Annotated in this window: 23 protein-coding genes; all 23 read left to right on the top strand. The window is 44.8% G+C overall.

The window, feature by feature from the left end:
* Positions 1-437 precede the first annotated feature (437 nt).
* Positions 438-893, top strand: coding sequence for a MarR family winged helix-turn-helix transcriptional regulator (locus Q0V21_RS12955; RefSeq protein ID WP_024630200.1), 456 nt, complete (start codon positions 438-440; stop codon positions 891-893).
* 249 nt (positions 894-1,142) lie between these two features.
* Positions 1,143-2,303 (top strand): ADP-forming succinate--CoA ligase subunit beta, encoded by a 1,161-nt coding sequence (gene sucC / locus Q0V21_RS12950; protein WP_024630201.1) that lies wholly within the window; start codon positions 1,143-1,145, stop codon positions 2,301-2,303.
* Positions 2,304-2,382: 79 nt separating this feature from the next.
* The gene (gene sucD, locus Q0V21_RS12945; RefSeq protein WP_024630202.1) at positions 2,383-3,312 is read left to right on the top strand and encodes a succinate--CoA ligase subunit alpha; all 930 of its coding nucleotides are present in this window, start codon (positions 2,383-2,385) and stop codon (positions 3,310-3,312) included.
* Positions 3,313-3,557: 245 nt separating this feature from the next.
* Positions 3,558-4,688 carry a DNA-processing protein DprA gene (gene dprA, locus Q0V21_RS12940; protein WP_301879254.1) on the top strand — a complete coding sequence of 377 codons (1,131 nt, stop codon included), beginning with the start codon at positions 3,558-3,560 and terminating at the stop codon, positions 4,686-4,688.
* Positions 4,689-4,808: 120 nt separating this feature from the next.
* Positions 4,809-6,899 carry a type I DNA topoisomerase gene (gene topA, locus Q0V21_RS12935; RefSeq protein WP_079346980.1) on the top strand — a complete coding sequence of 697 codons (2,091 nt, stop codon included), beginning with the start codon at positions 4,809-4,811 and terminating at the stop codon, positions 6,897-6,899.
* A 23-nt stretch (positions 6,900-6,922) separates the two neighbouring features.
* Positions 6,923-8,266 (top strand): FADH(2)-oxidizing methylenetetrahydrofolate--tRNA-(uracil(54)-C(5))-methyltransferase TrmFO, encoded by a 1,344-nt coding sequence (gene trmFO / locus Q0V21_RS12930; protein ID WP_443145906.1) that lies wholly within the window; start codon positions 6,923-6,925, stop codon positions 8,264-8,266.
* A gap of 26 nt (positions 8,267-8,292) precedes the next feature.
* The gene (gene hslV / locus Q0V21_RS12925; protein WP_024630205.1) at positions 8,293-8,835 is read left to right on the top strand and encodes an ATP-dependent protease subunit HslV; all 543 of its coding nucleotides are present in this window, start codon (positions 8,293-8,295) and stop codon (positions 8,833-8,835) included.
* Between the two features lie 136 nt (positions 8,836-8,971).
* Positions 8,972-10,372, top strand: coding sequence for an ATP-dependent protease ATPase subunit HslU (gene hslU / locus Q0V21_RS12920; protein ID WP_079346974.1), 1,401 nt, complete (start codon positions 8,972-8,974; stop codon positions 10,370-10,372).
* Positions 10,373-11,361: 989 nt separating this feature from the next.
* Positions 11,362-11,769 carry a flagellar basal body rod protein FlgB gene (gene flgB / locus Q0V21_RS12915; RefSeq protein WP_053783790.1) on the top strand — a complete coding sequence of 136 codons (408 nt, stop codon included), beginning with the start codon at positions 11,362-11,364 and terminating at the stop codon, positions 11,767-11,769.
* Positions 11,770-11,774: 5 nt separating this feature from the next.
* On the top strand, positions 11,775-12,227 hold the full coding sequence (flgC, locus tag Q0V21_RS12910) for a flagellar basal body rod protein FlgC (RefSeq protein ID WP_024630208.1): 453 nt from the start codon (positions 11,775-11,777) through the stop codon (positions 12,225-12,227).
* Between the two features lie 65 nt (positions 12,228-12,292).
* The gene (gene fliE / locus Q0V21_RS12905) at positions 12,293-12,604 is read left to right on the top strand and encodes a flagellar hook-basal body complex protein FliE (protein WP_024630209.1); all 312 of its coding nucleotides are present in this window, start codon (positions 12,293-12,295) and stop codon (positions 12,602-12,604) included.
* A 138-nt stretch (positions 12,605-12,742) separates the two neighbouring features.
* Entirely contained in the window at positions 12,743-14,326 is a 1,584-nt protein-coding gene (gene fliF / locus Q0V21_RS12900) for a flagellar basal-body MS-ring/collar protein FliF (protein ID WP_079347284.1), read from the top strand.
* Between the two features lie 11 nt (positions 14,327-14,337).
* Positions 14,338-15,354, top strand: a complete 1,017-nt coding sequence (fliG, locus tag Q0V21_RS12895) for a flagellar motor switch protein FliG (protein ID WP_053783792.1) — start codon at positions 14,338-14,340, stop codon at positions 15,352-15,354.
* Positions 15,347-16,207, top strand: a complete 861-nt coding sequence (locus Q0V21_RS12890; protein ID WP_301245961.1) for a FliH/SctL family protein — start codon at positions 15,347-15,349, stop codon at positions 16,205-16,207. The genes fliG and Q0V21_RS12890 overlap by 8 nt, the downstream gene beginning before the upstream one ends.
* The gene (gene fliI, locus Q0V21_RS12885; RefSeq protein WP_024630213.1) at positions 16,194-17,513 is read left to right on the top strand and encodes a flagellar protein export ATPase FliI; all 1,320 of its coding nucleotides are present in this window, start codon (positions 16,194-16,196) and stop codon (positions 17,511-17,513) included. The genes Q0V21_RS12890 and fliI overlap by 14 nt, the downstream gene beginning before the upstream one ends.
* An 11-nt stretch (positions 17,514-17,524) precedes the next feature.
* The gene (gene fliJ / locus Q0V21_RS12880; protein WP_024630214.1) at positions 17,525-17,977 is read left to right on the top strand and encodes a flagellar export protein FliJ; all 453 of its coding nucleotides are present in this window, start codon (positions 17,525-17,527) and stop codon (positions 17,975-17,977) included.
* Between the two features lie 43 nt (positions 17,978-18,020).
* A complete protein-coding gene (locus Q0V21_RS12875) occupies positions 18,021-18,959 on the top strand; it encodes a MotE family protein (protein ID WP_301879245.1) in 939 nt (312 codons plus the stop codon).
* Between the two features lie 42 nt (positions 18,960-19,001).
* Positions 19,002-20,381, top strand: a complete 1,380-nt coding sequence (locus tag Q0V21_RS12870; protein WP_301879244.1) for a flagellar hook-length control protein FliK — start codon at positions 19,002-19,004, stop codon at positions 20,379-20,381.
* Positions 20,382-20,400: 19 nt separating this feature from the next.
* Complete coding sequence (locus Q0V21_RS12865; RefSeq protein ID WP_301879243.1) at positions 20,401-20,946, top strand: flagellar hook capping FlgD N-terminal domain-containing protein; 546 nt, start codon at positions 20,401-20,403, stop codon at positions 20,944-20,946.
* Positions 20,943-21,326 (top strand): TIGR02530 family flagellar biosynthesis protein, encoded by a 384-nt coding sequence (locus Q0V21_RS12860; RefSeq protein ID WP_301879242.1) that lies wholly within the window; start codon positions 20,943-20,945, stop codon positions 21,324-21,326. The genes Q0V21_RS12865 and Q0V21_RS12860 overlap by 4 nt, the downstream gene beginning before the upstream one ends.
* A gap of 81 nt (positions 21,327-21,407) precedes the next feature.
* On the top strand, positions 21,408-22,226 hold the full coding sequence (gene flgG / locus Q0V21_RS12855; RefSeq protein ID WP_285079532.1) for a flagellar basal body rod protein FlgG: 819 nt from the start codon (positions 21,408-21,410) through the stop codon (positions 22,224-22,226).
* A 66-nt stretch (positions 22,227-22,292) separates the two neighbouring features.
* Entirely contained in the window at positions 22,293-22,514 is a 222-nt protein-coding gene (locus Q0V21_RS12850) for a flagellar FlbD family protein (protein ID WP_024630220.1), read from the top strand.
* Positions 22,514-22,972 (top strand): flagellar basal body-associated FliL family protein, encoded by a 459-nt coding sequence (locus Q0V21_RS12845; protein WP_301879240.1) that lies wholly within the window; start codon positions 22,514-22,516, stop codon positions 22,970-22,972. Before Q0V21_RS12850 ends, Q0V21_RS12845 begins: the two co-directional genes overlap by 1 nt.
* The last annotated feature ends 23 nt before the right edge of the window (positions 22,973-22,995 follow it).

The raw sequence follows: 22,995 nt of genomic DNA, 5'->3' as shown, positions 1-22,995 counted from the left end.
ATATAAAAGAAATCAGGGCGTCAACCCGTCTCGTCATAGTACGGCTTATCTATCCCTTCTTCGGGATTGTATATAGATTTCCGCATGAAGTTTCCCGCAGAATAAAAAAATATTCACTTTCGTATCAATGTCGCGCAGTTGTGGAGGTGTAAGTAGAAGATGGGTGAGCTGTTCAACGTATCAAGAATTTTTGGTTATGTGGTTATATATTTTGATTATATCTATACCTGTTATTATATTTTAGGCAATTAAATTTAACACTATTAAATAGAATGGTGAAATCATTTGTGCTCAATTATTCTGTTTTTTTTCTAATTTATGATAAGATAGATGGAGGTTCCTTATATTCGCAAATTCTTGCGGTTATAACAGGGGGCAACCTCTATTATAAGGAATATAGAATGCTCAATAGCACAATAGGTAGGTGAGACAGATATATGCAGAATGAAAGTTTGAAGCTGGATAATCAATTATGCTTTGCCATATACGCTTGTTCACGTGAAATTACGAAGATGTACCAGCCCTATCTTGAGGTACTGGGTGTAACCTATTCTCAATACCTGGTCTTGATGGTGTTGTGGGAACGTGAAGAATGTACGGTTAAGGAAATCGGAGAGGCGCTTTACCTCGATTCGGGGACATTGACACCACTTCTGAAACGTTTACAGTCAGCAGGACTTATTCATCGCGAACGTTCAGTCCAGGATGAACGAAAAGTATTGATTACACTTACAGACGCCGGGCGGGAACTTCGCCATAAAGCTTTGTCTATACCTGAAGCGATCCAGGAAGATGCATGTCTGAACAGTTCAGAGTTTGAATCTTTACTGGGACAGTTCAAGGGCCTTCTGGAGAAAGTCCATCAGACGAACACCAAAGAAGCCAGAAAATAAATTGCATCGTCGTAATATTATCAAGAAACCTTGGCTTATTAGCTGAGGTTTTTTCCATTAATATCCAAGCATTCACAATATGGGATCATACTCATATCAAAATACTGTCTATTAACCATTACTTTTTTAAGGAAAGCGTTTTAAAAACATGTTACAATGAATTGGGTTTAAGTGAAAATAGTCAACATTTGTCTTTTGTTAGTCTACCAACCCGCCTTGTTGCAGTCATGTTGATAGGAGGATTCGAGAATGAATATCCATGAATATCAAGGAAAAGAAGTACTGAAACAGTATGGAGTCACCGTTCCAAACGGAAAGGTTGCTTATACAGTCGATGAAGCGGTTGCGGCCGCAGAGGCACTGGGCAGTCCGGTGACTGTAGTCAAAGCGCAAATTCATGCAGGTGGCCGGGGGAAAGCCGGCGGCGTGAAAGTAGCGAAAAGTATCGACGAAGTTCGTGCTTACGCATCCGAAATTTTGGGAAAAGTATTGGTAACACACCAAACTGGACCTGAAGGCAAAGAAGTGAAGCGTCTTCTGATTGAAGAAGGATGCGATATCCGCAAAGAGTATTATGTGGGTGTTGTTGTGGACCGTGCCACAGGCCGCGTCGTGATGATGGCTTCCGAAGAAGGCGGTACAGAGATCGAAGAAGTAGCTGAAGCTACACCTGAGAAAATTTTCAAGGAAATTATTGACCCTGCAATTGGATTGCAAGTGTTCCAGGCACGTAAACTGGCGTACAGCATTCGTATTCCGAATGAGTTGGTGAACAAAGCGGTTAAGTTTATGCTTGCGTTGTACACAGCATTTGTCGAAAAAGATTGCTCCATTGCCGAAATTAATCCACTCGTTGTTACCGGAGATGGAAACGTTATCGCGCTGGATGCAAAATTGAATTTTGATTCCAACGCCTTGTTCCGTCACAAAGATATTCTGGAACTGCGCGACCTGGATGAAGAAGACGAAAAAGAAATCGAAGCTTCCAAATACGACCTGAGCTACATAGCACTTGATGGCAACATCGGCTGTATGGTTAATGGTGCGGGACTTGCGATGGCGACGATGGATATCATCAAATACTATGGCGGCGACCCGGCCAACTTCCTCGATGTTGGGGGCGGTGCGACAACAGAGAAAGTGACCGAAGCTTTCAAAATCATTTTGTCTGACGCCAAAGTGGCGGGTATCTTCGTTAACATTTTTGGCGGCATTATGCGTTGTGATGTCATTGCCAATGGTGTTGTTGAAGCCGCGAAGCAGCTTGGCCTGACTAAACCGCTGGTTGTTCGTCTTGAAGGAACTAACGTGGAACTTGGTAAACGCATTTTGGGTGAATCCGGCCTAAATATCGTTCCTGCTGATTCCATGGCCGATGGTGCACAGAAAATTGTTGCCCTCGTAAAATAAGTTCATTCCTGGGCAAATTGCTGCCTTAGTTCCGGAGCTGTCCGGCACTTGAAAAATAACCGTAAGGATGTGAAGCAACGTGAGTATTTTGATTGATAAAAATACAAAAGTCATTACGCAAGGCATTACGGGTTCAACGGGAATGTTCCACACGAAGGGCGCATTGGACTACGGAACCCAGATGGTAGGCGGCGTTACACCGGGTAAAGGCGGTACCAATGTTGATATCACGCTGGAAGATGGCAAAGTAGTCAGTCTGCCGGTGTTTAATACAGTACAGGAAGCGAAGGAAGCTACTGGCGCAACAGCGAGCGTCATCTACGTTCCTCCGGCATTTGCAGCGGATTCCATCATGGAAGCTGTGGACGCAGAGCTGGATCTCGTGATCTGTATTACCGAAGGTATCCCGGTACTTGATATGGTCAAGGTTGACCGTTTCATGGAAGGCAAAGATACCGTTCTGATCGGACCAAACTGTCCAGGCGTTATTACACCAGGCGAATGCAAAATCGGCATCATGCCAGGTTATATTCATATGCCTGGTCATGTTGGCGTGGTATCCCGTAGTGGAACACTCACGTATGAAGCTGTTCATCAATTGTCTGCACGTGGAATTGGACAATCTTCTGCTGTGGGAATTGGGGGCGACCCGGTTAAAGGCTCCGAGTTCATTGATATCCTGAAACGGTTCAATGAAGATCCGCAGACACATGCGGTCATCATGATCGGTGAAATCGGCGGTACGGCTGAAGAAGATGCGGCAGAATGGGTACGCGATAACATGACCAAACCGGTAGTTGGCTTCATTGGTGGTGTTACTGCGCCTCCAGGGAAACGCATGGGTCATGCAGGCGCTATCATCTCTGGTGGTAAAGGTACAGCCAAAGAAAAAATTGCGAAACTGGAATCTTGCGGAATCAAAGTTGCTCCAACGCCAGCTGAAATGGGCTCGACTCTTGTGAGCGTACTTGAAGAACGCGGTATTCTGAATTTGTGCACGACACATTAATTCTTTTCCGTTATAATAGAAGAAACGGCTCAGGAATATAATTTTCTGGTGAACCGACTATTGATCATACGGAAAAGGTAAGCAACCTTTTGTCCTGAACAGGGCGAAGGGTTGCTTTTTTGCGTTTTTTTACTGGGTGAAAAAGAGAGTGATTGTTTGCCTGCGAGAGTAAACGCTTGCATTCCGTTGTCACATAACACACAATATGAGGGAAGATTTTCTTCCCGATATGGGAGGTTTTTGATATGGAAGAAAGATGGATTTTGATTGGACTGCATGAAACGGACGGTATTGGTAAGAAAACAATCTCCAAACTGCTCTCAGGACAAGATCAACTGATGGATTTGTTGGACTATAAAGAGGGAGATTGGATTGCTGCGGGATTACGCAAGGATCAGGCTGCCCGTCTAACCAAACAATTCAATATCGAATGGATTGAGCAGAGACAAGAGAGTGTTTATAAACTTGGAATTGAGGTCGTTACCTATCTGGATCAGGATTACCCCATATTAATGAAGGAAACCGTTCAGCCACCTTGGGTCATGTACGGGCGTGGAGATATGAAACTGCTGCACACGCAATCCATTGCAATGGTAGGAACCCGCATGCCCACAGTATACGGACGCAAAATTGGTGAGAAGCTGGCGGAGCAATTATGCAAGGCGGGCCTGACCATTGTAAGTGGGTTAGCGAGAGGAATAGATAGTGTTTGTCACGATGCGGCTCTTCGTGCACATGGTAAGACCATTGCGGTATTTGGGACAGGAATTGACAACATTTATCCTCCCGAAAACACCAGTCTTGCCGAACGAATTGCCGAAACAGGGCTGCTCTTGTCAGAATATCCTCCGGGTACGCGTGCACGTCAGGGATTGTTTCCGGAACGTAATCGGATCATTGCCGGGTTAACTTTGGGTACGTTGGTCGTTGAGGCTGATATCCGAAGTGGATCACTTATTACTGCAGATGCTGCGCTTGAAGCTGGAAGAGACGTGTTTGCCGTTCCAGGTCCCATAACATCTCCCAAAAGTCGAGGTTCGCATAATCTGATTCGTCAGGGCGCAAAATTGGTGACCTGTGCCACTGATTTATTGGAAGAGTTTCAATTGGACTTGCCAAATACGGAACAACTTCCTTACAATAGAGGACGTTCAACGGAAAGCAGTGAAACTTCCAATCAAGGAATATTCCCTGTCGTAAAACTATCTTTAGATGAACAACGTGTTATTTATTTGCTGGAGCGGGAAGAGCAATCCCTGGATCAACTTGTTGAACAGCTCAACTGGGATTTTGGACATTTGCATTCAGTTCTGTTATCTTTAATCATAAAAAAGCAGATTAGCCAATTACCTGGAACCAAATACGCAAGGGTATGACGATGCTGCAATCAAGGCAGCATGTGAAAATAGATTATTAGCGGAAGTTAGTCATGCTGCTAATGAAGTGAGAATCATTAAAACAAGCAGCAGTTTCATGACTGAGAGGAGGATGAACCTATGGCGGATGCACTCGTAATCGTTGAGTCGCCCTCAAAGGCGAAAACGATCGGCAAATATTTAGGCAGCAAGTTCATCGTGAAAGCTTCGATGGGACATGTACGCGATTTGCCAAAGAGTCAGATCGGCGTTGAGGTAGAGAATGATTTTAATCCGAAATATATTACGATCCGCGGCAAAGGTTCAATTTTGAAAGAACTGAAGGATGCCCGTAAGAAAGTGAAAAAAGTGTATCTCGCAGCTGACCCGGATCGCGAAGGTGAGGCTATTGCATGGCATTTGGCCCATGCACTTGAACTGGACGAAACCGCGGATTGCCGGGTTGTATTTAATGAAATTACGAAACAGGCTGTCAAAGATGCGTTCAAAACGCCGCGCAAAATCAATATGGATCTGGTTAACGCGCAGCAGGCGAGACGTATTCTGGATCGGCTTGTAGGATATAAAATTAGTCCGTTATTATGGAAGAAAGTCAAAAAAGGATTGTCCGCTGGCCGCGTACAGTCCGTGGCCGTCAAAATCATTTTGGATCGTGAAAATGAAATTAATGATTTTGAACCGGAAGAGTACTGGAGCATTACTGCCAAACTTACAGCGGACGGAAATCCGTTTGAAGCCAAGTTCCATCAGTTGAACGGTACCAAAACCGAACTTGGCAGTGAGGCAGAAGTACAGGCCATCTTAAAGCAAATCGAGGGAGCTTCTTTTACAGTCAAAGAAGTTAAAGAAAAAGAACGCAGCCGTAATCCTTCTGCTCCGTTTACAACGAGTTCCTTGCAGCAGGAAGCCGCACGTAAATTGAATTTCAGAGCTTCCAAGACGATGTCGGTTGCCCAACAGCTGTATGAAGGGGTAGACCTCGGAAAAGAAGGCACAGTCGGTCTCATTACGTATATGCGTACAGACTCTACCCGAATTGCAGCTTCGGCTCAGGAAGAAGCCAAGGAATACATTGTTGGCAAGTACGGTGAGCCATTTGCACCAGAGACGCCTAGAAACTATTCCAAAAAAGCAGCCAATGCTCAAGACGCGCATGAAGCGATTCGTCCAACGTCGATTTTGCGTGATCCGGATTCGATTAAATCGTTTATGAGCCGTGATCAATTCCGGTTGTACAAACTGGTTTGGGAACGTTTTATAGCGAGCCAGATGTCATCTGCTGTTCTGGATACACTATCCGTGGACATTGCTGCAGGTGATACGATTTTCCGGGCAGCGGGTTCCAAGGTTCGTTTCCAGGGATTCATGAAGGTGTATGTAGAAGGTAATGATGACGGTACAACGGAAGAAGATCGTCTGCTGCCTCCGCTGAAAAATGGAGATGTGCTGGAGAATCGGGAGATTGAGCCGAAACAGCACTTTACACAGCCGCCACCACGTTATACGGAAGCAAGGCTGGTTAAAACGCTTGAGGAACTGGGCATAGGGCGTCCGAGTACATATGCGCCAACGCTGGAGACCATTCAGAAGCGCGGATATGTTGCAATTGAAGAGAAGAAATTCATGCCAACTGAACTGGGCGAACTGGTCATCGAACAGATGGAGGAGTTTTTCCCGGAGATCCTGAATGTAGAGTTCACCGCGAACATGGAAGGTGATCTTGACCATGTGGAGGAAGGGTCGGAGGATTGGGTCAAGGTACTCGCAGAATTCTACGAATCTTTTGAGAAACGTTTAGAGTTTGCAGAAGAAGAAATGAAGGAAATTGAGATTGAAGATGAAGTCTCGGATGAAATATGTGAGAAGTGCGGCAAACCGCTCGTTTATAAGCTGGGTCGTTTCGGCAAGTTTCTTGCATGTTCCGGGTTCCCGGATTGCCGTAATACCAAACCGATTATCAAGGATATTGGTGTAACTTGTCCGAAGTGTAAGGAAGGGCATGTTGTTGAACGCCGCAGTAAAAAGGGACGAATTTTCTATGGCTGCGACAAGTATCCTGAATGTGATTTTGTATCATGGGATAAACCATCGGCGAAACCATGTCCAAGTTGTGGATCACTAATGATTGAGAAACGGAACAAACAGGGAACACGATTGCAGTGTACTTCATGTGATCATCAAGAGCCGGTAGAGGAACCGGAAGAAGAATGAGCGGATTAGCATAATGGGGGTAAATGATTTTGACGAATGAACAACAAGTAACCGTTATTGGTGCCGGGTTGGCAGGAACAGAAGCAGCTTGGCAGATCGCATGTCGCGGTGTGCGCGTAAAACTATACGAGATGAGACCGGTTGTGAAAACGCCGGCTCACCATACAGATAAATTTGCAGAACTGGTATGCAGCAACTCGCTTCGTGCCAATAGCTTGACCAACGCAGTCGGTGTATTGAAGGAAGAAATGAGAATGCTTAATTCTCTGGTCCTGGGTGCAGCAGACCGTCATGCTGTTCCAGCAGGTGGGGCACTTGCCGTGGACCGGGACGGGTTCTCAGGCGAAATCACATCTACTCTTCATCAGCATCCACTCATTGAGGTTGTCAACGAAGAGCTGACTTCTTTGCCGGAAGACGGAATCGTAGTTGTTGCAACCGGACCATTGACTTCGCCAGCATTGTCCGAGCAAATCAAAGCTCTTATGGGTGAGGAATATTTCTACTTCTATGATGCGGCTGCGCCGATTATCGAAAAAGATTCCATTGATATGAACAAGGTCTATCTAGCTTCACGTTATGATAAAGGCGAAGCAGCATACTTGAACTGTCCAATGACAGAAGAGGAATTCGATGTGTTCTATGAAGCATTGATCACAGCGGAAGTTGCTCAACTAAAAGAGTTTGAGAAAGAAATTTACTTCGAAGGCTGTATGCCGATTGAAGTCATGATGAAACGTGGTAAACAAACGGCTTTGTTTGGTCCGATGAAACCTGTAGGACTCGTCAATCCGCATACTGGAGAACTGCCACACGCTGTTGTTCAGCTTAGACAGGACAATGCGGCAGGAACGCTGTACAATCTGGTGGGATTCCAGACGCATCTGAAATGGGGAGAGCAAAAACGTGTCTTTTCTTTGATCCCTGGACTTGAAAATGCGGAATTCGTCCGTTATGGCGTAATGCACCGTAATACATTTATTAATTCTCCCAAACTGCTTCGTCCAACGTATCAGTTCAAAGAACGTCCAAACCTGTTCTTTGCAGGTCAGATGACAGGAGTAGAAGGTTATGTAGAATCTGCGGCATCCGGTTTAATCGCGGGTATGAATGCAGCCAAAGCAGCCCTTGGACAAGAACTGGTCGTATTGCCGGTGGAGACAACACTGGGCAGTATGGCACAGTATATTACAACAGCTGATTTCAAACACTTCCAGCCAATGAATGCAAACTTCGGATTACTACCGAAGCTGGAAACCAAAATACGTAACAAAAAGGAAAAAAATGAAGCACTTGCGCAGCGTGCACTGGATGGCATTGCTCGTTTTGCAGCAGCAGAAGGTCTAATCGTTCCAGAACGCGTGTAAATTAATCGTGGGAGGAGGCTGATATCATGGATATGTCATTTCATGCTACAACGATCTGTGCAGTTCGTCATAATGGCAAAGCAGCGATTGCCGGTGATGGTCAGGTGACCATGGGGCAAAGTGTTGTAATGAAAAATACAGCCAAAAAGGTAAGACGTTTGTATCGTGGTCAGGTTGTGGCGGGTTTTGCCGGTTCCGTAGCGGATGCCATTACTTTGTTTGAGAAATTCGAAGGCAAGCTGGAGGAGCACCATGGTAACTTGCAGCGTGCGGCGGTAGAGCTTGCCAAGGATTGGCGCCAGGATCGGATTTTACGCAAACTGGAGGCACTCCTGATTGTTATGGATAAAACGGGTATGCTGCTGATTTCTGGCGGGGGCGAAATTATCGAGCCGGATGATGACGTTATTGCCATCGGCTCGGGAGGAAACTTTGCCTTATCTGCTGCGCGTGCGTTAAAACGTCATGCGGTGGATCTGGAAGCAAAAGACATTGCTCGTGAATCACTCCAGATTGCTTCAGAGTTATGTGTATATACCAACAATAATATTATTGTTGAAGAGTTGTAAGGAAAAGCAATCTCCCGTGATGGAGCATGATGATTAAATCGGCTTCAGTTACTTCGTGGAGATTCTTTGTCCTTATAGGTCATTTTATAAAGTCATCTCATATACAAGGTTAGCATACTGATAGGAGGGAAGCTATATGCATACACAAGCGTTAACACCCAGACAAATCGTTGCAGAGCTTGATAAGTACATTGTAGGTCAAAAACAGGCTAAAAAATCGGTAGCGGTCGCCCTTCGCAATCGTTATCGTCGCAGCCTCTTGCCTGAGCATACCCAGGATGATATTGTGCCTAAAAATATCCTGATGATTGGACCTACCGGTGTCGGTAAAACGGAGATTGCACGCCGACTGGCTAAGCTGGTAGGAGCTCCATTCGTAAAAGTGGAAGCAACGAAGTTCACGGAAGTGGGTTATGTTGGCCGTGATGTGGAATCGATGGTACGTGATCTGATTGAAACATCCTTGCGGATGGTCAAGCTGGAACGTACAGAAAAAGTGAAGGATAAAGCTGAAGAAGCTGCCAATGAGCGAATTGTACATATTTTGGCACCTTCGCAATCCAAATCCAAAAATCAGCGTAACCCGTTCGAAATGATATTTGGCAACAATGGCAATAACACGCCAGAAGCTGATGAACCAGAACCAGATACGGGAGTAGCCGAGCGGCGCCGTAAAATCAAATTCGATTTGTTATCTGGGAAACTGGAAGATGATGTTATCGAAATTGATGTGGAAGATACCGCACCAAATATGATGGACATGTTCGCTGGTCAAGGAAATGATCAGATGGGGATGAACATGCAGGAGATGTTTGGCAGTTTATTGCCTCGTCGTACCAAAAAACGTAAACTGGCGATTAAAGAAGCTCGCAAAGTATTGATCCAGGAAGAAGCGGGCAAGTTGATCGATATGGATGATGTTACTCAGGAGTCCATCCGGCGGGCGGAACAAACAGGTATCATATTCATTGACGAAATTGATAAAGTGGCCAGTCAGGGACGCGGTAGCGGCCCCGATGTATCCCGTGAAGGTGTGCAGCGTGATATTCTGCCTATCGTGGAAGGATCTACGGTAATGACCAAATACGGCCCTGTCAAAACGGATTATATCCTGTTTATGGCAGCCGGTGCATTTCATGTTGCAAAACCCTCGGATCTCATTCCAGAGCTTCAGGGGCGTTTCCCAATCCGCGTAGAACTGAACAGCCTGACACTTGATGAATTTGTATCGATCCTCACGGAACCTAAAAATGCGTTAACCAAGCAATATGTGGATTTGCTGCGTACGGAGAATATTGAAATTGAGTTCTCGGATGATGCCATTCGTGAGATTGCCAAGCTAGCTGAGTCCGTGAATCAGAATACTGAAAACATTGGTGCAAGACGTCTGCATACTATTTTGGAGAAACTTCTTGAGGATCTGTCTTTTGAAGCACCAGAACTTACGCTGGAGCGTATGGTAATCACTCCGGAATATGTACGTGAAAAATTGAATGACATTGCACTGGATCGTGATTTAAGCCAATATATCTTATAACATAGGTGTATTGCTCAGTTCAGAGCGTGATTGAAGTATGGATAACGGTATACTATGGATGATTAAAGAGTAAAAGACTACACGGAAACAGGATATTCGGTCCTGGTCCTGACTATCGTAGACTTTATTCAATCCATCTGTATGCCGTTTATTTTTGTTTTAGCCTAATATAATGCAGTATTGTAACCGATAATAGAGTTGGAGTTCTATAAGACGAAAGACAATCTAGGACTTGTGCCGCAGAAATAATGTATTTAAACCCTAAAGACGTGCTTACAGCACATATTCAATAATGCTATAAATTCCAATAAAAGGATTTATTTTTTCCAAGTCTGGTGATCGGTTTAATTAGAGCTATTAGAAAAATTTGCATAAATGCGCAAAAATCGAAATTAATTGCATTGCAGATGTGACAAAATTTTATCGGTTCATTAAAATCTGCATACTAGGGGTAAATGTTAAAAAAGTGTTGGGGGAATTCAGTGAAATCAGATAATCTACTATGGATATTTTGTCAACTATCTATTTCATTGAAGATCAAAGAGTATCATTGAATTCATAAGAAAGCTTATTATATCGGTAAATATTTCTAACTGAAAACAGATTGAAGCCTCTCCATGGATTTCAGGTTTGTATTAATATGATGTACTCAATCGTACAGAAACATAGTATAAATTTTAAGAATGTTTAAGAGCTCATATAGAGTGCTTAAGCTTATTTTTGTTTTGGGCCCCGACATTTACGAAAAAATTCATAATTTGCAGAAAATACACAAAAAGCTCTGTCTTTCAGAAAAGATAGGGCTTTTTTCTTATTGTAATATATCCCAATCTCGAAGAAACTTATGTTATACGACAACATCAGAGTTAATTCTACTTAAGTCCTAGAAAACCGTGTAAAAGCGAATGTTTTTTGTCGAAAAAACATAAGTGTCCTGACGGAAAAAGATTGAATCTATTTCCATAATTTCTAAAGAGAGGAGGGCGATTATGAATCTTTTGAATGATATTAGTTTTCAAAGGTTACAAGGTGCGCTCGATGCCTCCAACATTAGACAACGAACAATTGCTGACAACATTGCTAATGCGGACACCCCGTATTTCAAGCGTTCCGACGTTGCTTTTGAAGAAATGCTGCAAGAACAAATGAATGGAGATATGCCTGTACTTAAAGGAAAAGTAACGGATTCAAGGCATTTTGTCATAGGTCCTTCCTCTTCCATACCTACACCAGTAGTTAATATGGACCAGTCAACTTCCATGAATAACAACCAGAACAACGTCGATGTAGACAAAGAAATGAGTCTTCTGGCGGAGAACCAGTTGCGTTACAACGCTTATATTCAGCAAGTGAATGAACAAATCAAAATGATGCGTGTTGGAGTCGAAGGGAGATAACTTAGGTGAACATCAGTAACAGTTTTAGTATCAGTGCATCGGCTCTGACGGCTCAGCGTTTGCGGATGGACGTTATATCTTCCAACATCGCCAATGCGGAGACGACGCGCGCGAGTGTAACTAACGGTGAGGCGGTCCCTTACAAGCGTAAGATGGTTGTGCTTGAGCCCAATAAAACTTCCTTCAACAGTTTGCTTCAAAATCAGATGAGAAGTAGTGGGTCTGGAGAGGGAGTTCGAGTATCAGAGATTCGTGAAGATCAGTCGCCTCTGAAGCCGGTTTATGACCCTTCACATCCGGATGCGAACGCTGAAGGGTATGTGTACATGCCTAACGTGGATATTGCGAAAGAAATGGTGGACATGATCTCGGCTTCACGCTCATATGAAGCAAACGTCACAGCTTTGAACTCAACCAAAGCAATGATATCCAAGGCATTGGAGATCGGAAGATCTTAATTAACGGCTTACAAGGTGGAAATATTCCTAAAACCAAAGAACAGATATGAAAGGGAGGGACATTAATGATTCAGAACAACATGTTCAGCACACAGGGGATTCAACCGCTTCAGATGCAAAGTACGGCACAAAGCAAACCATCTACACCAGCCGAAACCATTCAGAGCTTCGGTACATACCTACAGGATGCGTTAGGGTCTGTAGCTGCACAGGAGACCCAAGCACATGAAATGTCAAACCAATTCCTGGTTGGAAAAGTGAATGTTGATCAGGTGATGATCGCTTCCGAACAGGCCCTGTTGAGTCTGCAACTTACGACTCAAGTCCGAAACAAAGTAGTCGAAGCATATCAGGAGATTATGCGTACGCAATTGTAAATTGGTTTTACATGCGCTTCGACAACAGCGCTGATTACTACAACAAGCAGCTGCGATGCTGCTCCTGACCGTTAATCTTTAGAATCGATAGAGATGGCGGAAGGACAGACCAAGCAAAGTTTCGGATGGGGTGACAGAGTGAATGAGAGAATTGCCCAGTACAGGGAAAAGGCATCCCAGTATTGGAATAGTTTTAGCAAAAAGCAAAAAGTATTATTTATTTCCACCTTCCTGTTTTTAATTTTGGCTGCAGTTGTACTAACGATGCAATTGTCAAAGACGGAATATGAAGTTGCTTTCACGGATTTGAATGCAAGCGACTCGGCAGGCGTCATTAGTTATCTTGATTCATCTAGTATTCCTTACAAATTAAGTGCAGACGGCAAGACCATATCTGTACCGAGCACGGATGTTGCTATTGCAAAAGTAAATATCGGATCACAAGGGATTATTCAGAATGGTTCATTAGGATATAAGTCATTCGAGGAGTCATCATCTCCAATCGGGATGACGGATAAAGAGTTTGATGTAAAGTACAACAATGCATTGAACGGAGAAGTAGAGCAGTTGCTTCAACGAATGCAAGGCATACAGGATGCTAAAGTGCTTGTCAATATGCCAAAAGATAATATCTTTGCTGGCCTAGAAGAACAGGATAAAGCATCCGCATCGGTGGCCCTGCAATTTAAACCGGGTTATCACCCTAATCAGGCTGCGGTAGATGGATATTTTAATTTGGTTAAGACAGCCATTCCTAATCTACCTATTGAAAACATAACGATTACCAACACGGATGAAGCGGAACTGATTCCATCAGCACGTGGTGGCAGTGGTGGATTATCTACTGAAGTACAGGAAAACATGGCTTTGCAGAAAAAATTTGAAAATGATGTTCGGAATAACGTGAAACAATTTCTTTCCCAGATTGTAGGCGAGGATAAAGTCAACGTTCTTGTGGCTTCCAAGCTGAACTTTGATAAAGAAACTCGGAAAGAAAATCTGGTTACACCGGTCGATGTAGACAATATGAAAGGCATCGAAATCAGTGTACAGGAGATTCAAAAGAGTTACACGGGGGCCAGTAATCCAACAGGCGGTGTTGCGGGTACCGGCCAACAGGATGTTCCGGGTTATCCATCCTCGGATACATCAGGCAATGCGAACTCGGAAGAATCATCAAGCACCATCAATTATGAGGTTAATCGAATCGCCAAGGATATTATATCCAGTCCATATACTGTAAAAGACTTAACCATTAATGTCGCGGTTGAACCACCTGAAGGACAAACCGAATTGGCACAACCGGTCAAGGATGCTATTGAGAATATACTGGTTAATATCGTTCGGGCTTCGTTGGCCGACTCTGGCACTGTAATAAGTGACGCTGATTTGACCAAAAAAGTTTCTGTATTATCACAGGGCTTCCAGACTGCTGCGACAGCAAATACAGGTTTCCAGCTTTCCACCGGAATGATGTGGGGCATAGGAGCACTGGTGGCAGCATTGATTGCAGCGGTTGTGATTTTGTTAGTACGCCGTCGTCGCAAACAAAACGAAATAGAAGAAGAGGAAATTCCTCTTCCGGTAGCAACAGAGTTTCCGTCCATTACGTTGGACAGTGTAACGAACGAAAGTCAAGTGCGCAAACAATTGGAGAGTTTGGCTAAGAAAAAGCCAGACGAATTCGTCAATCTGCTGCGTACGTGGCTGGCTGACGAATAGAGGTGAACGCATTGGCGAAGGCAAGCAGTCAAGGTCTGACTGGAAGACAGAAAGCAGCGATTTTGTTGATTACATTAGGTCCGGAAGTATCCGCTCAAATCTTCAAACATTTGCGTGATGAGGAGATCGAACAACTGACGTTGGAAATTGCCAATGTTCGCAAAGTGGATGCTTCCGAAAAAGATATGATTATGTCTGAGTTTCACCAGATCTGTCTCGCACAGGAATATATCTCTCAAGGCGGTATTACATACGCGAGAGAAATTCTGGAAAAAGCACTCGGATCGCAAAAAGCACTTGAAGTTATTAACCGTTTGACGGCTACGCTGCAAGTTAGACCATTTGACTTTGCGCGTAAGGCTGATCCGAATCAAATATTGAACTTTATTCAGAACGAAAGCCCGCAAACGATTGCTCTGGTATTATCATATCTGCAATTTGAGCAGGCAGCAGCGATCTTGTCCTCGTTACCACAAGAGAAGCAGGCCGATGTAGCCCGCAGAGTTGCTGTTATGGACAGTACTTCTCCAGAGGTCATTTCTCAAGTGGAGCGGGTGCTCGAACAGAAATTATCTTCTACTGTTACGCAGGATTATACAAATGCGGGTGGTATCGAGTCCATCGTTCAGATCTTGAACGGCGTCGACCGTGGTACGGAACGTACCATCCTCGATTCGTTGGAAATTCAAGATCCGGAACTTGCAGAAGAAATCAAAAAACGCATGTTTGTATTCGAAGATATCGTCAATGTGGACGATCGATCGATTCAGCGTATTATCCGGGATATCGACAACGCAGATTTACAGCTGGCACTCAAAGTGGCAAGCGAAGAAGTACGGGATGCTGTTTTCCGGAATATGTCGAAACGGATGTCCGAGACATTCAAGGAAGAAATGGAATTCATGGGGCCCGTTCGGCTGCGTGATGTTGAGGAAGCTCAAACTCGTATCGTAGGAACGATCCGTAGATTGGAAGAAGCTGGTGAGATCATTATCGCTCGCGGTGGAGGAGATGATATCATTGTCTAATTTGATTAAATCTTTCCAGTATGTACCGGTCGATGACCGCAAACGACTTGAAAATCATCATCATTATGGTGGATCAGAGTCTGAATCGGAATTAAACGGTGAACGTGCTGAAGGTTCCGAAGCTGAAATGCTGCAGGCACGCGTGGACGAAGAAACACAACGTCTTACCGCGGAGATGCTGGAGGATGCCAAGGAGTTTGCAGAAAAGCAGGTACGTGAAGCTTCAGAGGAAGCGGAGCGATTGCTTCAAGAAGCCCGAGAACAGATTGATAGCTGGTGGCAGGAGCAGCGTCAGCAGGATGAACATCTGACTGAAGCACTTCGTTCACAAGGTTTTCAGCAGGGTTTTGAAGAAGGCAAAGTACAGGCTGAACTGGATCTCCAGGTGCAGATCGAAGAGATGATGAAGGAAGCCCGTGGGGTGCTTGAAGAAGCATACGTTGCCAAAGATCAGATCATTCAGGAAGCAGAGCCTTTCCTTGTGGATCTCGCCTGTGGTATCGCTGAGAAGGTCATTGACAAGCAACTCTCGGTTGAACCAGAACACACCCTTGAGCTGATTCGTCAGAATTTGTCTCGCAAACGTGAACAGGGGATGATCACCTTATGTGTGGCACCTGATCAATTTTCTTTTGTGCAAGCCGCACGTGAAGAGTTGGCTCTGGCCATTGACTCCCAGGCAGAACTGCAGATTTTGCCTGATGCGACGGTAAAAGACAAGGGATGTGTTATACGATCATCGTTTGGCAGCGTAGATGCCAGAATAGATACCCAGCTCGCTGAAATTAAAAAAGAACTGATCCGGATAGCACTTGAGGATGAGGGGCGAAAAAATCAACATGAAGATTCTTAGCTCACAGCGATACATGGATCATCTTAAGCAATTTGATCCTGTTCGCATTAACGGTAAGGTCACTCAAGTCATTGGTCTTATGGTTGAGTCTGAAGGTCCGGATGCTAGCATCGGAGATGTATGTTACATCTACCCGGGGAAATCTGCCAAGCCTCTTCAGGCGGAGGTAGTCGGGTTTCGGGATAACAAAGTGCTGCTCATGCCACTCGGTGAACTTCAATCCATTGGTCCTGGATGTGATGTGGTCGGAACAGGTAAACCACTCGGAGTTCAGGTTGGATCAGAATTGCTCGGTAAGGTGTTAGATGGATTGGGACAACCTTTAGACGGATCATTACTACCTTCCAGAATGCCGATGTACTCCACATCCAATACGCCAGTGAATCCGATGGATCGTCCACGGGTGCTCGAAACGATGAGTGTTGGTGTGAGAGCCATTGACGGGTTGCTGACGGTTGGCAAAGGGCAGAGGGTTGGCATATTTGCCGGGTCAGGTGTTGGTAAAAGTACGTTGATGGGCATGATCGCACGTAATACAGCAGCAGACGTCAATGTAATTGCTTTGGTGGGGGAGCGGGGGCGGGAGGTACGTGATTTTATTGAACGGGATTTGGGCCCGGAAGGACTGGAAAGATCGGTCGTTATTGTCGCTACCTCCGATCAACCTGCTCTGATTCGAATCAAAGGTGCGGTCATCGCAACTACGATTGCGGAGTATTTTAGAGACAGAGGCATGAATGTCATGTTGATGATGGACTCCGTCACACGTTATGCCATGGCACAGAGGGAAGTGGGACTTGCCGTGGGAGAACCTCCTGCGATGAGAGGATATACTCCTTCTGTTTTTGCGAGTTTACCCAAGCTGCTTGAGCGAGCGGGGACTGGGCCTACAGGTTCAATTACAGCTTTTTACACCGTTCTTGTCGACGGGGATGATATGAACGAACCGATCGCGGATGCGGTGAGAGGTATATTGGATGGTCATATTGTACTGAATCGATCCATTGCAAATAAAGGTCACTTCCCTGCCATTGATGTTCTTGCGAGTATTAGCCGTGTTATGAAGGATATTGCTCCTGAAGAACAGCTGGAAGCCGTTAATAATATGAAGAGACTCATGGCGGTATACAAAGAATCAGAGGATTTAATCAACATTGGTGCTTATCAAAGAGGTTCTAATGCAGCCATCGATGAATCGATAGACCAGATTGATAGCATCTGGAATTTTACAAGGCAGAAAGTCGATGAAAAAGTAACGCTGAGTGAAGTACAGGAACGTTTGATTCTTGAATTTGCAAGGAGATGAATGGGTAAACGATGAAATTTCGATATCATTTCCAGAAAGTTGTTGACCTGAAAAGCAATGAAAAAACGCAAGCGGAGTGGATGTTATCCACAGCGATCGGTAAACTTCAGACAGAGGAAGAGCATCTTTTACAACTAATGAATGATAAAAGGGAAATGATTGATGTCATTCAATCCGCTACGGAAAGTAGTGCTTCTGTATCCAGCCTGCAGGAGATGCAGCGGTATGTCCATCACCTTGATGAGTGCATTTCACGTAAAAGTAGTGATGTCAGACATGCTCAGGTCAATGTGCAACGGAATCAGACGTTTCTGAACGGCAGAATGATGGACGAAAAAGTATGGCTTGGGGCGAGAGACAAGGCCAAAATCAAATTTCAGCAGGAGATGCTCCTCCGGGAACAGAACGATCTGGACGAGATGGCTACTGTACGCTTCGCTGCCAAAGCCGGACGCGCGAATTGATGTGGGCCGGACGCGAAGTTGTCTCGTGAAGGAGGAATGAACAATGGCTGTTAAAGACACAGATATGGAAAAAGAGTCGAGCGGCGGTTGGGAAAAGTTCTTGATGATTTCAATCCCAATTGTGTTCACTGTGGTTTTGTTAGGTGTTTTGCTCACTCTATTTAATGTAGATATTCGCAACAACCTGCTTGAAGTAGCTAACAAAATTCCTGTCGTGAAAGACTGGGTACCTGATCCTGTGCTAGATCCGGAGAAAAAGAAACTGGAGAAGAGCGAGCAGCAGGTTGAAAGTGCAGAAGCGACAATAGAAAAGCTGAAGGCACAGGTAAATGCAAAAGAAACTGAGCTCAAGGCAGCACAGGAAGCCACAACGACTGAGGCCAAAAAAGCAACTGATTTGCAAAAGAAATTGGATGATGCGGAAAAAGCTGTTGAAACCGCTGCGACAACAACGCCGGAGACGGAGTCCGATTATCAGAAACAGATCAAAGATTTAGCTAAGATGTATGCGGACATGAGTCCGAGTAAAGCCGCGCCAATTTTGCAAAATATGACGAATGAAGAGATGGTCTTGCTTCTGAGCGCGATGCAATCGGCTGCACGGACTAAGGTACTGGAGAAAATGGACCCCAAAACAGCGGCTGATGTCACGATGATGATGAAGGATGCGAAACCATCCGGTGATCTGGCCCTGGATGCACTGCAATCCCGCTTAAAGAAAGAGACTGCAACGACATCTACGGCGTCTACGACTAACTCCAAAAATTTGGATAAAAATCAGCTTAGTCAAACGTTTGCTTCGATGTCGGCCTCTAGTGGAGCGAAGCTATTGCTCGAAACATACAAGCTGAGTCCGGATAAAACCTTGACCATTTTGAATTCTGTTGACGATGCAACGCGTTCTCAATTACTTGAAAATATGTCGACTGAAAACTCGGTTGAAACTGCAAAAATATTAAATAAATTAATGGGTAACAAGTAAGATTAGTAGCGTCTGTTTACTACGGAGAGGAGGTGAAAACAAATGTCGATTGTATATCAGATGACATCCACATCATCCGCCAAGACAACAGGAGCAGCTCAGACTGCTGGAACTGCATCCAAAGGTGCAACTGCTGGAAGCGGTGATTTTCTGCAAACTCTTGCCCAATCATTAAGCGGTGGGGCAACGGCGGAGAACAGTTCAGCAGCAGCAGGGAGTTTAACAGCGAATCCGCTAATGTTTACCTTTGCAACTAGTGAGGACGAAGAACCGACATCGATTACAGATATCTTGAGTTCGTTATTTGCAGATTTGGATTCGTTAGATGAAGCTTTGGAAAATGATCCGTCGCTACTAGGGGATTTACAAAGTTTGATTCAGCAGATGTATGCTCAATTAAACGCTGCTTCAGGTACTCAAGCTGAAGGTTCTGACGAGCCTGCAACTGAAGCGGGAAGTGCAGCATCAGCAATTGATTTGGCCGAGCATCCCGCAGCAGTGCGCTTTGTATTACAGGATGTGCTTACACAGCTGATTTCTGGAATGACCGAGCCGGATAGTACAGTTGCCAAGAATGCTCCAGAATTCAAGCACCTGCTTCAATCTCTTCAAAGTCAGCTGCAAGATGCTGGCGTTGACACCAGTCTTAACAAAGGGTGGACTGAACTTAAATCCATTCTGGATACATTAGTGGTCGCTAAGGATCAGGCGGTGCAAGTGGCTCCAACCAATCCCGTTCAAACGTCCAAGCAAGATTCTGTGGTACCACAAGTTCTTGTTGCGGCAGCTTCAAATGCTGGAACTAAAGTTACAGTTGAAACGGATTCAACACCTACTACAAATGAAGTTGGAGAAGTGGATCATTCCAGTATCATCACCGCAGGAGAGTTGTCCTTACGTTCATCAGGTACATCAGCAGGTAAACCGGCTGAGCCTGTCATGCAAGCATCCCAGTTTGCAAAAGAGATGACACAATTTGTTGTGAATAAGTTGGATATTGTGCAGCAAAAGGGATTCTCGGAGGCGACGATCTCACTCCGTCCAGAGCATCTGGGTAAGCTGGATGTACAGATTACTTTGCAAAATGGACAATTGGTTGCACGTTTTATGACCGAGCATTCGATGGCCAAAGACATGCTGGAACAGCAAATGATGCAGCTGCGCAGCTCGCTTCAAGCTCAAGGCATTCAAGTGGAACGACTTGAGGTTACTCAGAACAGTTCACTTGGTTCACAGATGTATCAGGATGGTGGTCGCCAGCCAGGAAGCAATTCTCAGCAGCAACGCCGCTCACGTGAACGTGAAGAACAATCGGATGATGCTGTAACTACAGCAACTCTCCAGGAAGAATTACGCAACTGGCGCAGTGAGCATGAAGAAGGTAATGACCAGCGAAGAGACACGTTTACAGCAGAGGCTTAATCAGAAATGAGGTGAAAAGATGGCTAATGAAGCGATTTCTACCAATAATACCTGGCCTAACTATTCGGCAGCGAATAAAGCTACAACAAGCGCTGCAACAAAGGAGTTAGGTAAGGATCAGTTTCTCAAAATTTTGATTACCCAGCTGCAGAATCAGGATCCGATGCAGCCGATGGAGGATAAGGAGTTTATTGCTCAGATGGCTCAGTTCAGTTCGGTAGAACAACTGGTGAATATCTCATCTCAGCTCAAGACTTTAAATCAGTCTCTTGGGACTGTGTCTGGCATGATTGGCCGCGAGATCAGTTGGCTTTCTTCTAATAAAGAGGATAACGGAACCCTGCGTCAAGGCATTGTGGATTCCATCATCGTACGAGATGGTGTTCAGTACGCAAAAGTAGGCAATGACGAAATCAAGCTGGATGAAATTATTCAGGTAACCAATCCAACACAGGCTGAGGAAAATGAAACTCCGGTTCAGAACGCTGCAGATTCTGCTGACACGACCGAAAGCAAGGAACCAGAAACATCAGTGCAGCCTGAAGACAATGGAAACACGTTATGAGTGAACGGATAACAGTAGGTCAACTGTACACAGGCCCAATTACACCTAGTTTGCTTAATCGCTCCAAAGCGGGAGAAGCGTCCAATGTACCTGAACGCCCTTTTGCACAGGTCTTGGAAGACAATCTTCTTAAATTGAGTAATCATGCTGCCAAAAGGTTGGAACAGCGTGGTATTGAGCTCAAGACTGAGCAGATGCAACAGATTGGCACTGCCCTGGATAAGGCTGCTGCCAAAGGAGCCAAGGAATCCTTGATTCTGATGAATGATATGGCTTTTATCGTTAATGTCAAAAATCGCACTGTCGTTACAGCCATGGATAGTGAAAGTATGAAGGATAATGTATTCACCCAGATTGACAGTGCTGTAATTATTTCTTGACCGGCTGGCCCTTCTCGGGAGCCGGAATGCCGCTGACCGACTGACGCGGTAACCAAATTAAGGCTGGGAGGATTTTTAAAAATGTTGAAATCAATGTACTCAGGCGTTTCCGGGATGCGGGGTTTTCAAACGAAATTGGATGTGATTGGTAATAATATTGCGAACGTAAATACGGTTGGTTTTAAAGGTAGTCGTGTCATGTTCAAAGATATTATGAGCCAAACCACTGCAGGGGTGACTGCACCGACTGATACTCCATCCGGTGGTGTGAATGCGAAGCAAATCGGTTTGGGTGTATCTGTAGGATCTATTGACACATTGCATCTTGCAGGAAGTCCGATGACTACAAACAATCCAACAGATTTGCGTATTAATGGAGATGGCTTTTTCCTGGTACGATTGAGCGAAGATCAGGAAGTTCCCTACCTTACTCGTGCCGGTGATTTCCACGTTGATGCGGCACGCAACTTGGTGACTTCAGACGGTCTGTTTGTAATGGACAGCGGTGGTGGTAACATTACCATTCCTGATGATGTTGTTTCATTTACGATTGGTCAGGACGGAACGATCAACCAAACCATGGCTGATGGAACTATCGAGCCAGGTGCACAGATTGGGATCGGTAAAGTTGTCAATCCGGAAGGACTTGAAAAAATCGGGGGCAACCTGTATCGCATGACTGCAAATGCCAATCCAGATGGTGCACTTGAACCTTTGACTGCCAATAGCGCAGAAGATGGAACAGGCTCAATTATTGCAGGCCAATTGGAAATGTCCAACGTGGATCTGACTGGAGAATTTACAGAGATGATCGTCGCTCAGCGTGGATTCCAGGCGAACTCACGAATTATTACAACGTCGGATGAAGTGCTTCAGGAAGTTGTTAACCTGAAACGTTAATAACTGATTAGTAATTTTTAATGCGTGGGGGAGCTTGCTCCTCCACTCTGATCGAGGGGGCTTAGCATGATTTCGGTTACGCGGTTAAATGGTTCTCCCATGTGGTTAAATGCGCTGATGGTTGAAATTGTGGAAGAGACACCAGACACGTATATTACTCTGGTAACCGGAAAGAGACTTATTGTGCTTGAAAAGGCCGATGAAGTCATTTCCAAAATTAAAGATTACAACCGTGAAATCGGGGTTCAGGCAGCCACTATCAAAGTGCAGCAAACGGAGGAGTCCTGATGAAAAAGATGTTGCCTTGGCTTGCAACGAGCTTGCTAGCTATAACACTCTTTGTGGTGGTTGTGTTTGTATTTATGCAAGGACAGAACGGGAATAAGGTTGATACACATACGGCAGCTACTGCAGAGAAGAAGATGACTGCGGATGAGATTGTCGAAGTTTCCTCAGAGCTTGGAGAAATTAAAACCAATTTGGCTGATATAGACCATGTTGTCGTTGTAAGTTTTTCTTTCAAATTATCCGACAAAAAGGCCAAAGAAGATTTTGAGAAAATCAAGGAAATTACGGTGAAGCCTATTATCATCCAGACGTTTGCGGATACCAAGTCTGATGAACTGGCTACAGCAAAAGGTCGTATTCAATTTAATAAAAAATTGACCGAGCTTATTAATGAAGCTTTGCCAGAAGGTAAGCTGGCCAGCACTAGTTTTTCTGCTTTTGTGATGGCGCCAATGTAATGAACAGGACACGCTGTAAATCT

This window comes from Paenibacillus sp. 11B (genome assembly GCF_030487755.1).
GTDB classification, from domain to species: domain Bacteria; phylum Bacillota; class Bacilli; order Paenibacillales; family Paenibacillaceae; genus Paenibacillus; species Paenibacillus vandeheii.
Note: the sequence above shows the minus strand (reverse complement) of the source record. Positions and strands in the feature narration are given on the sequence as shown.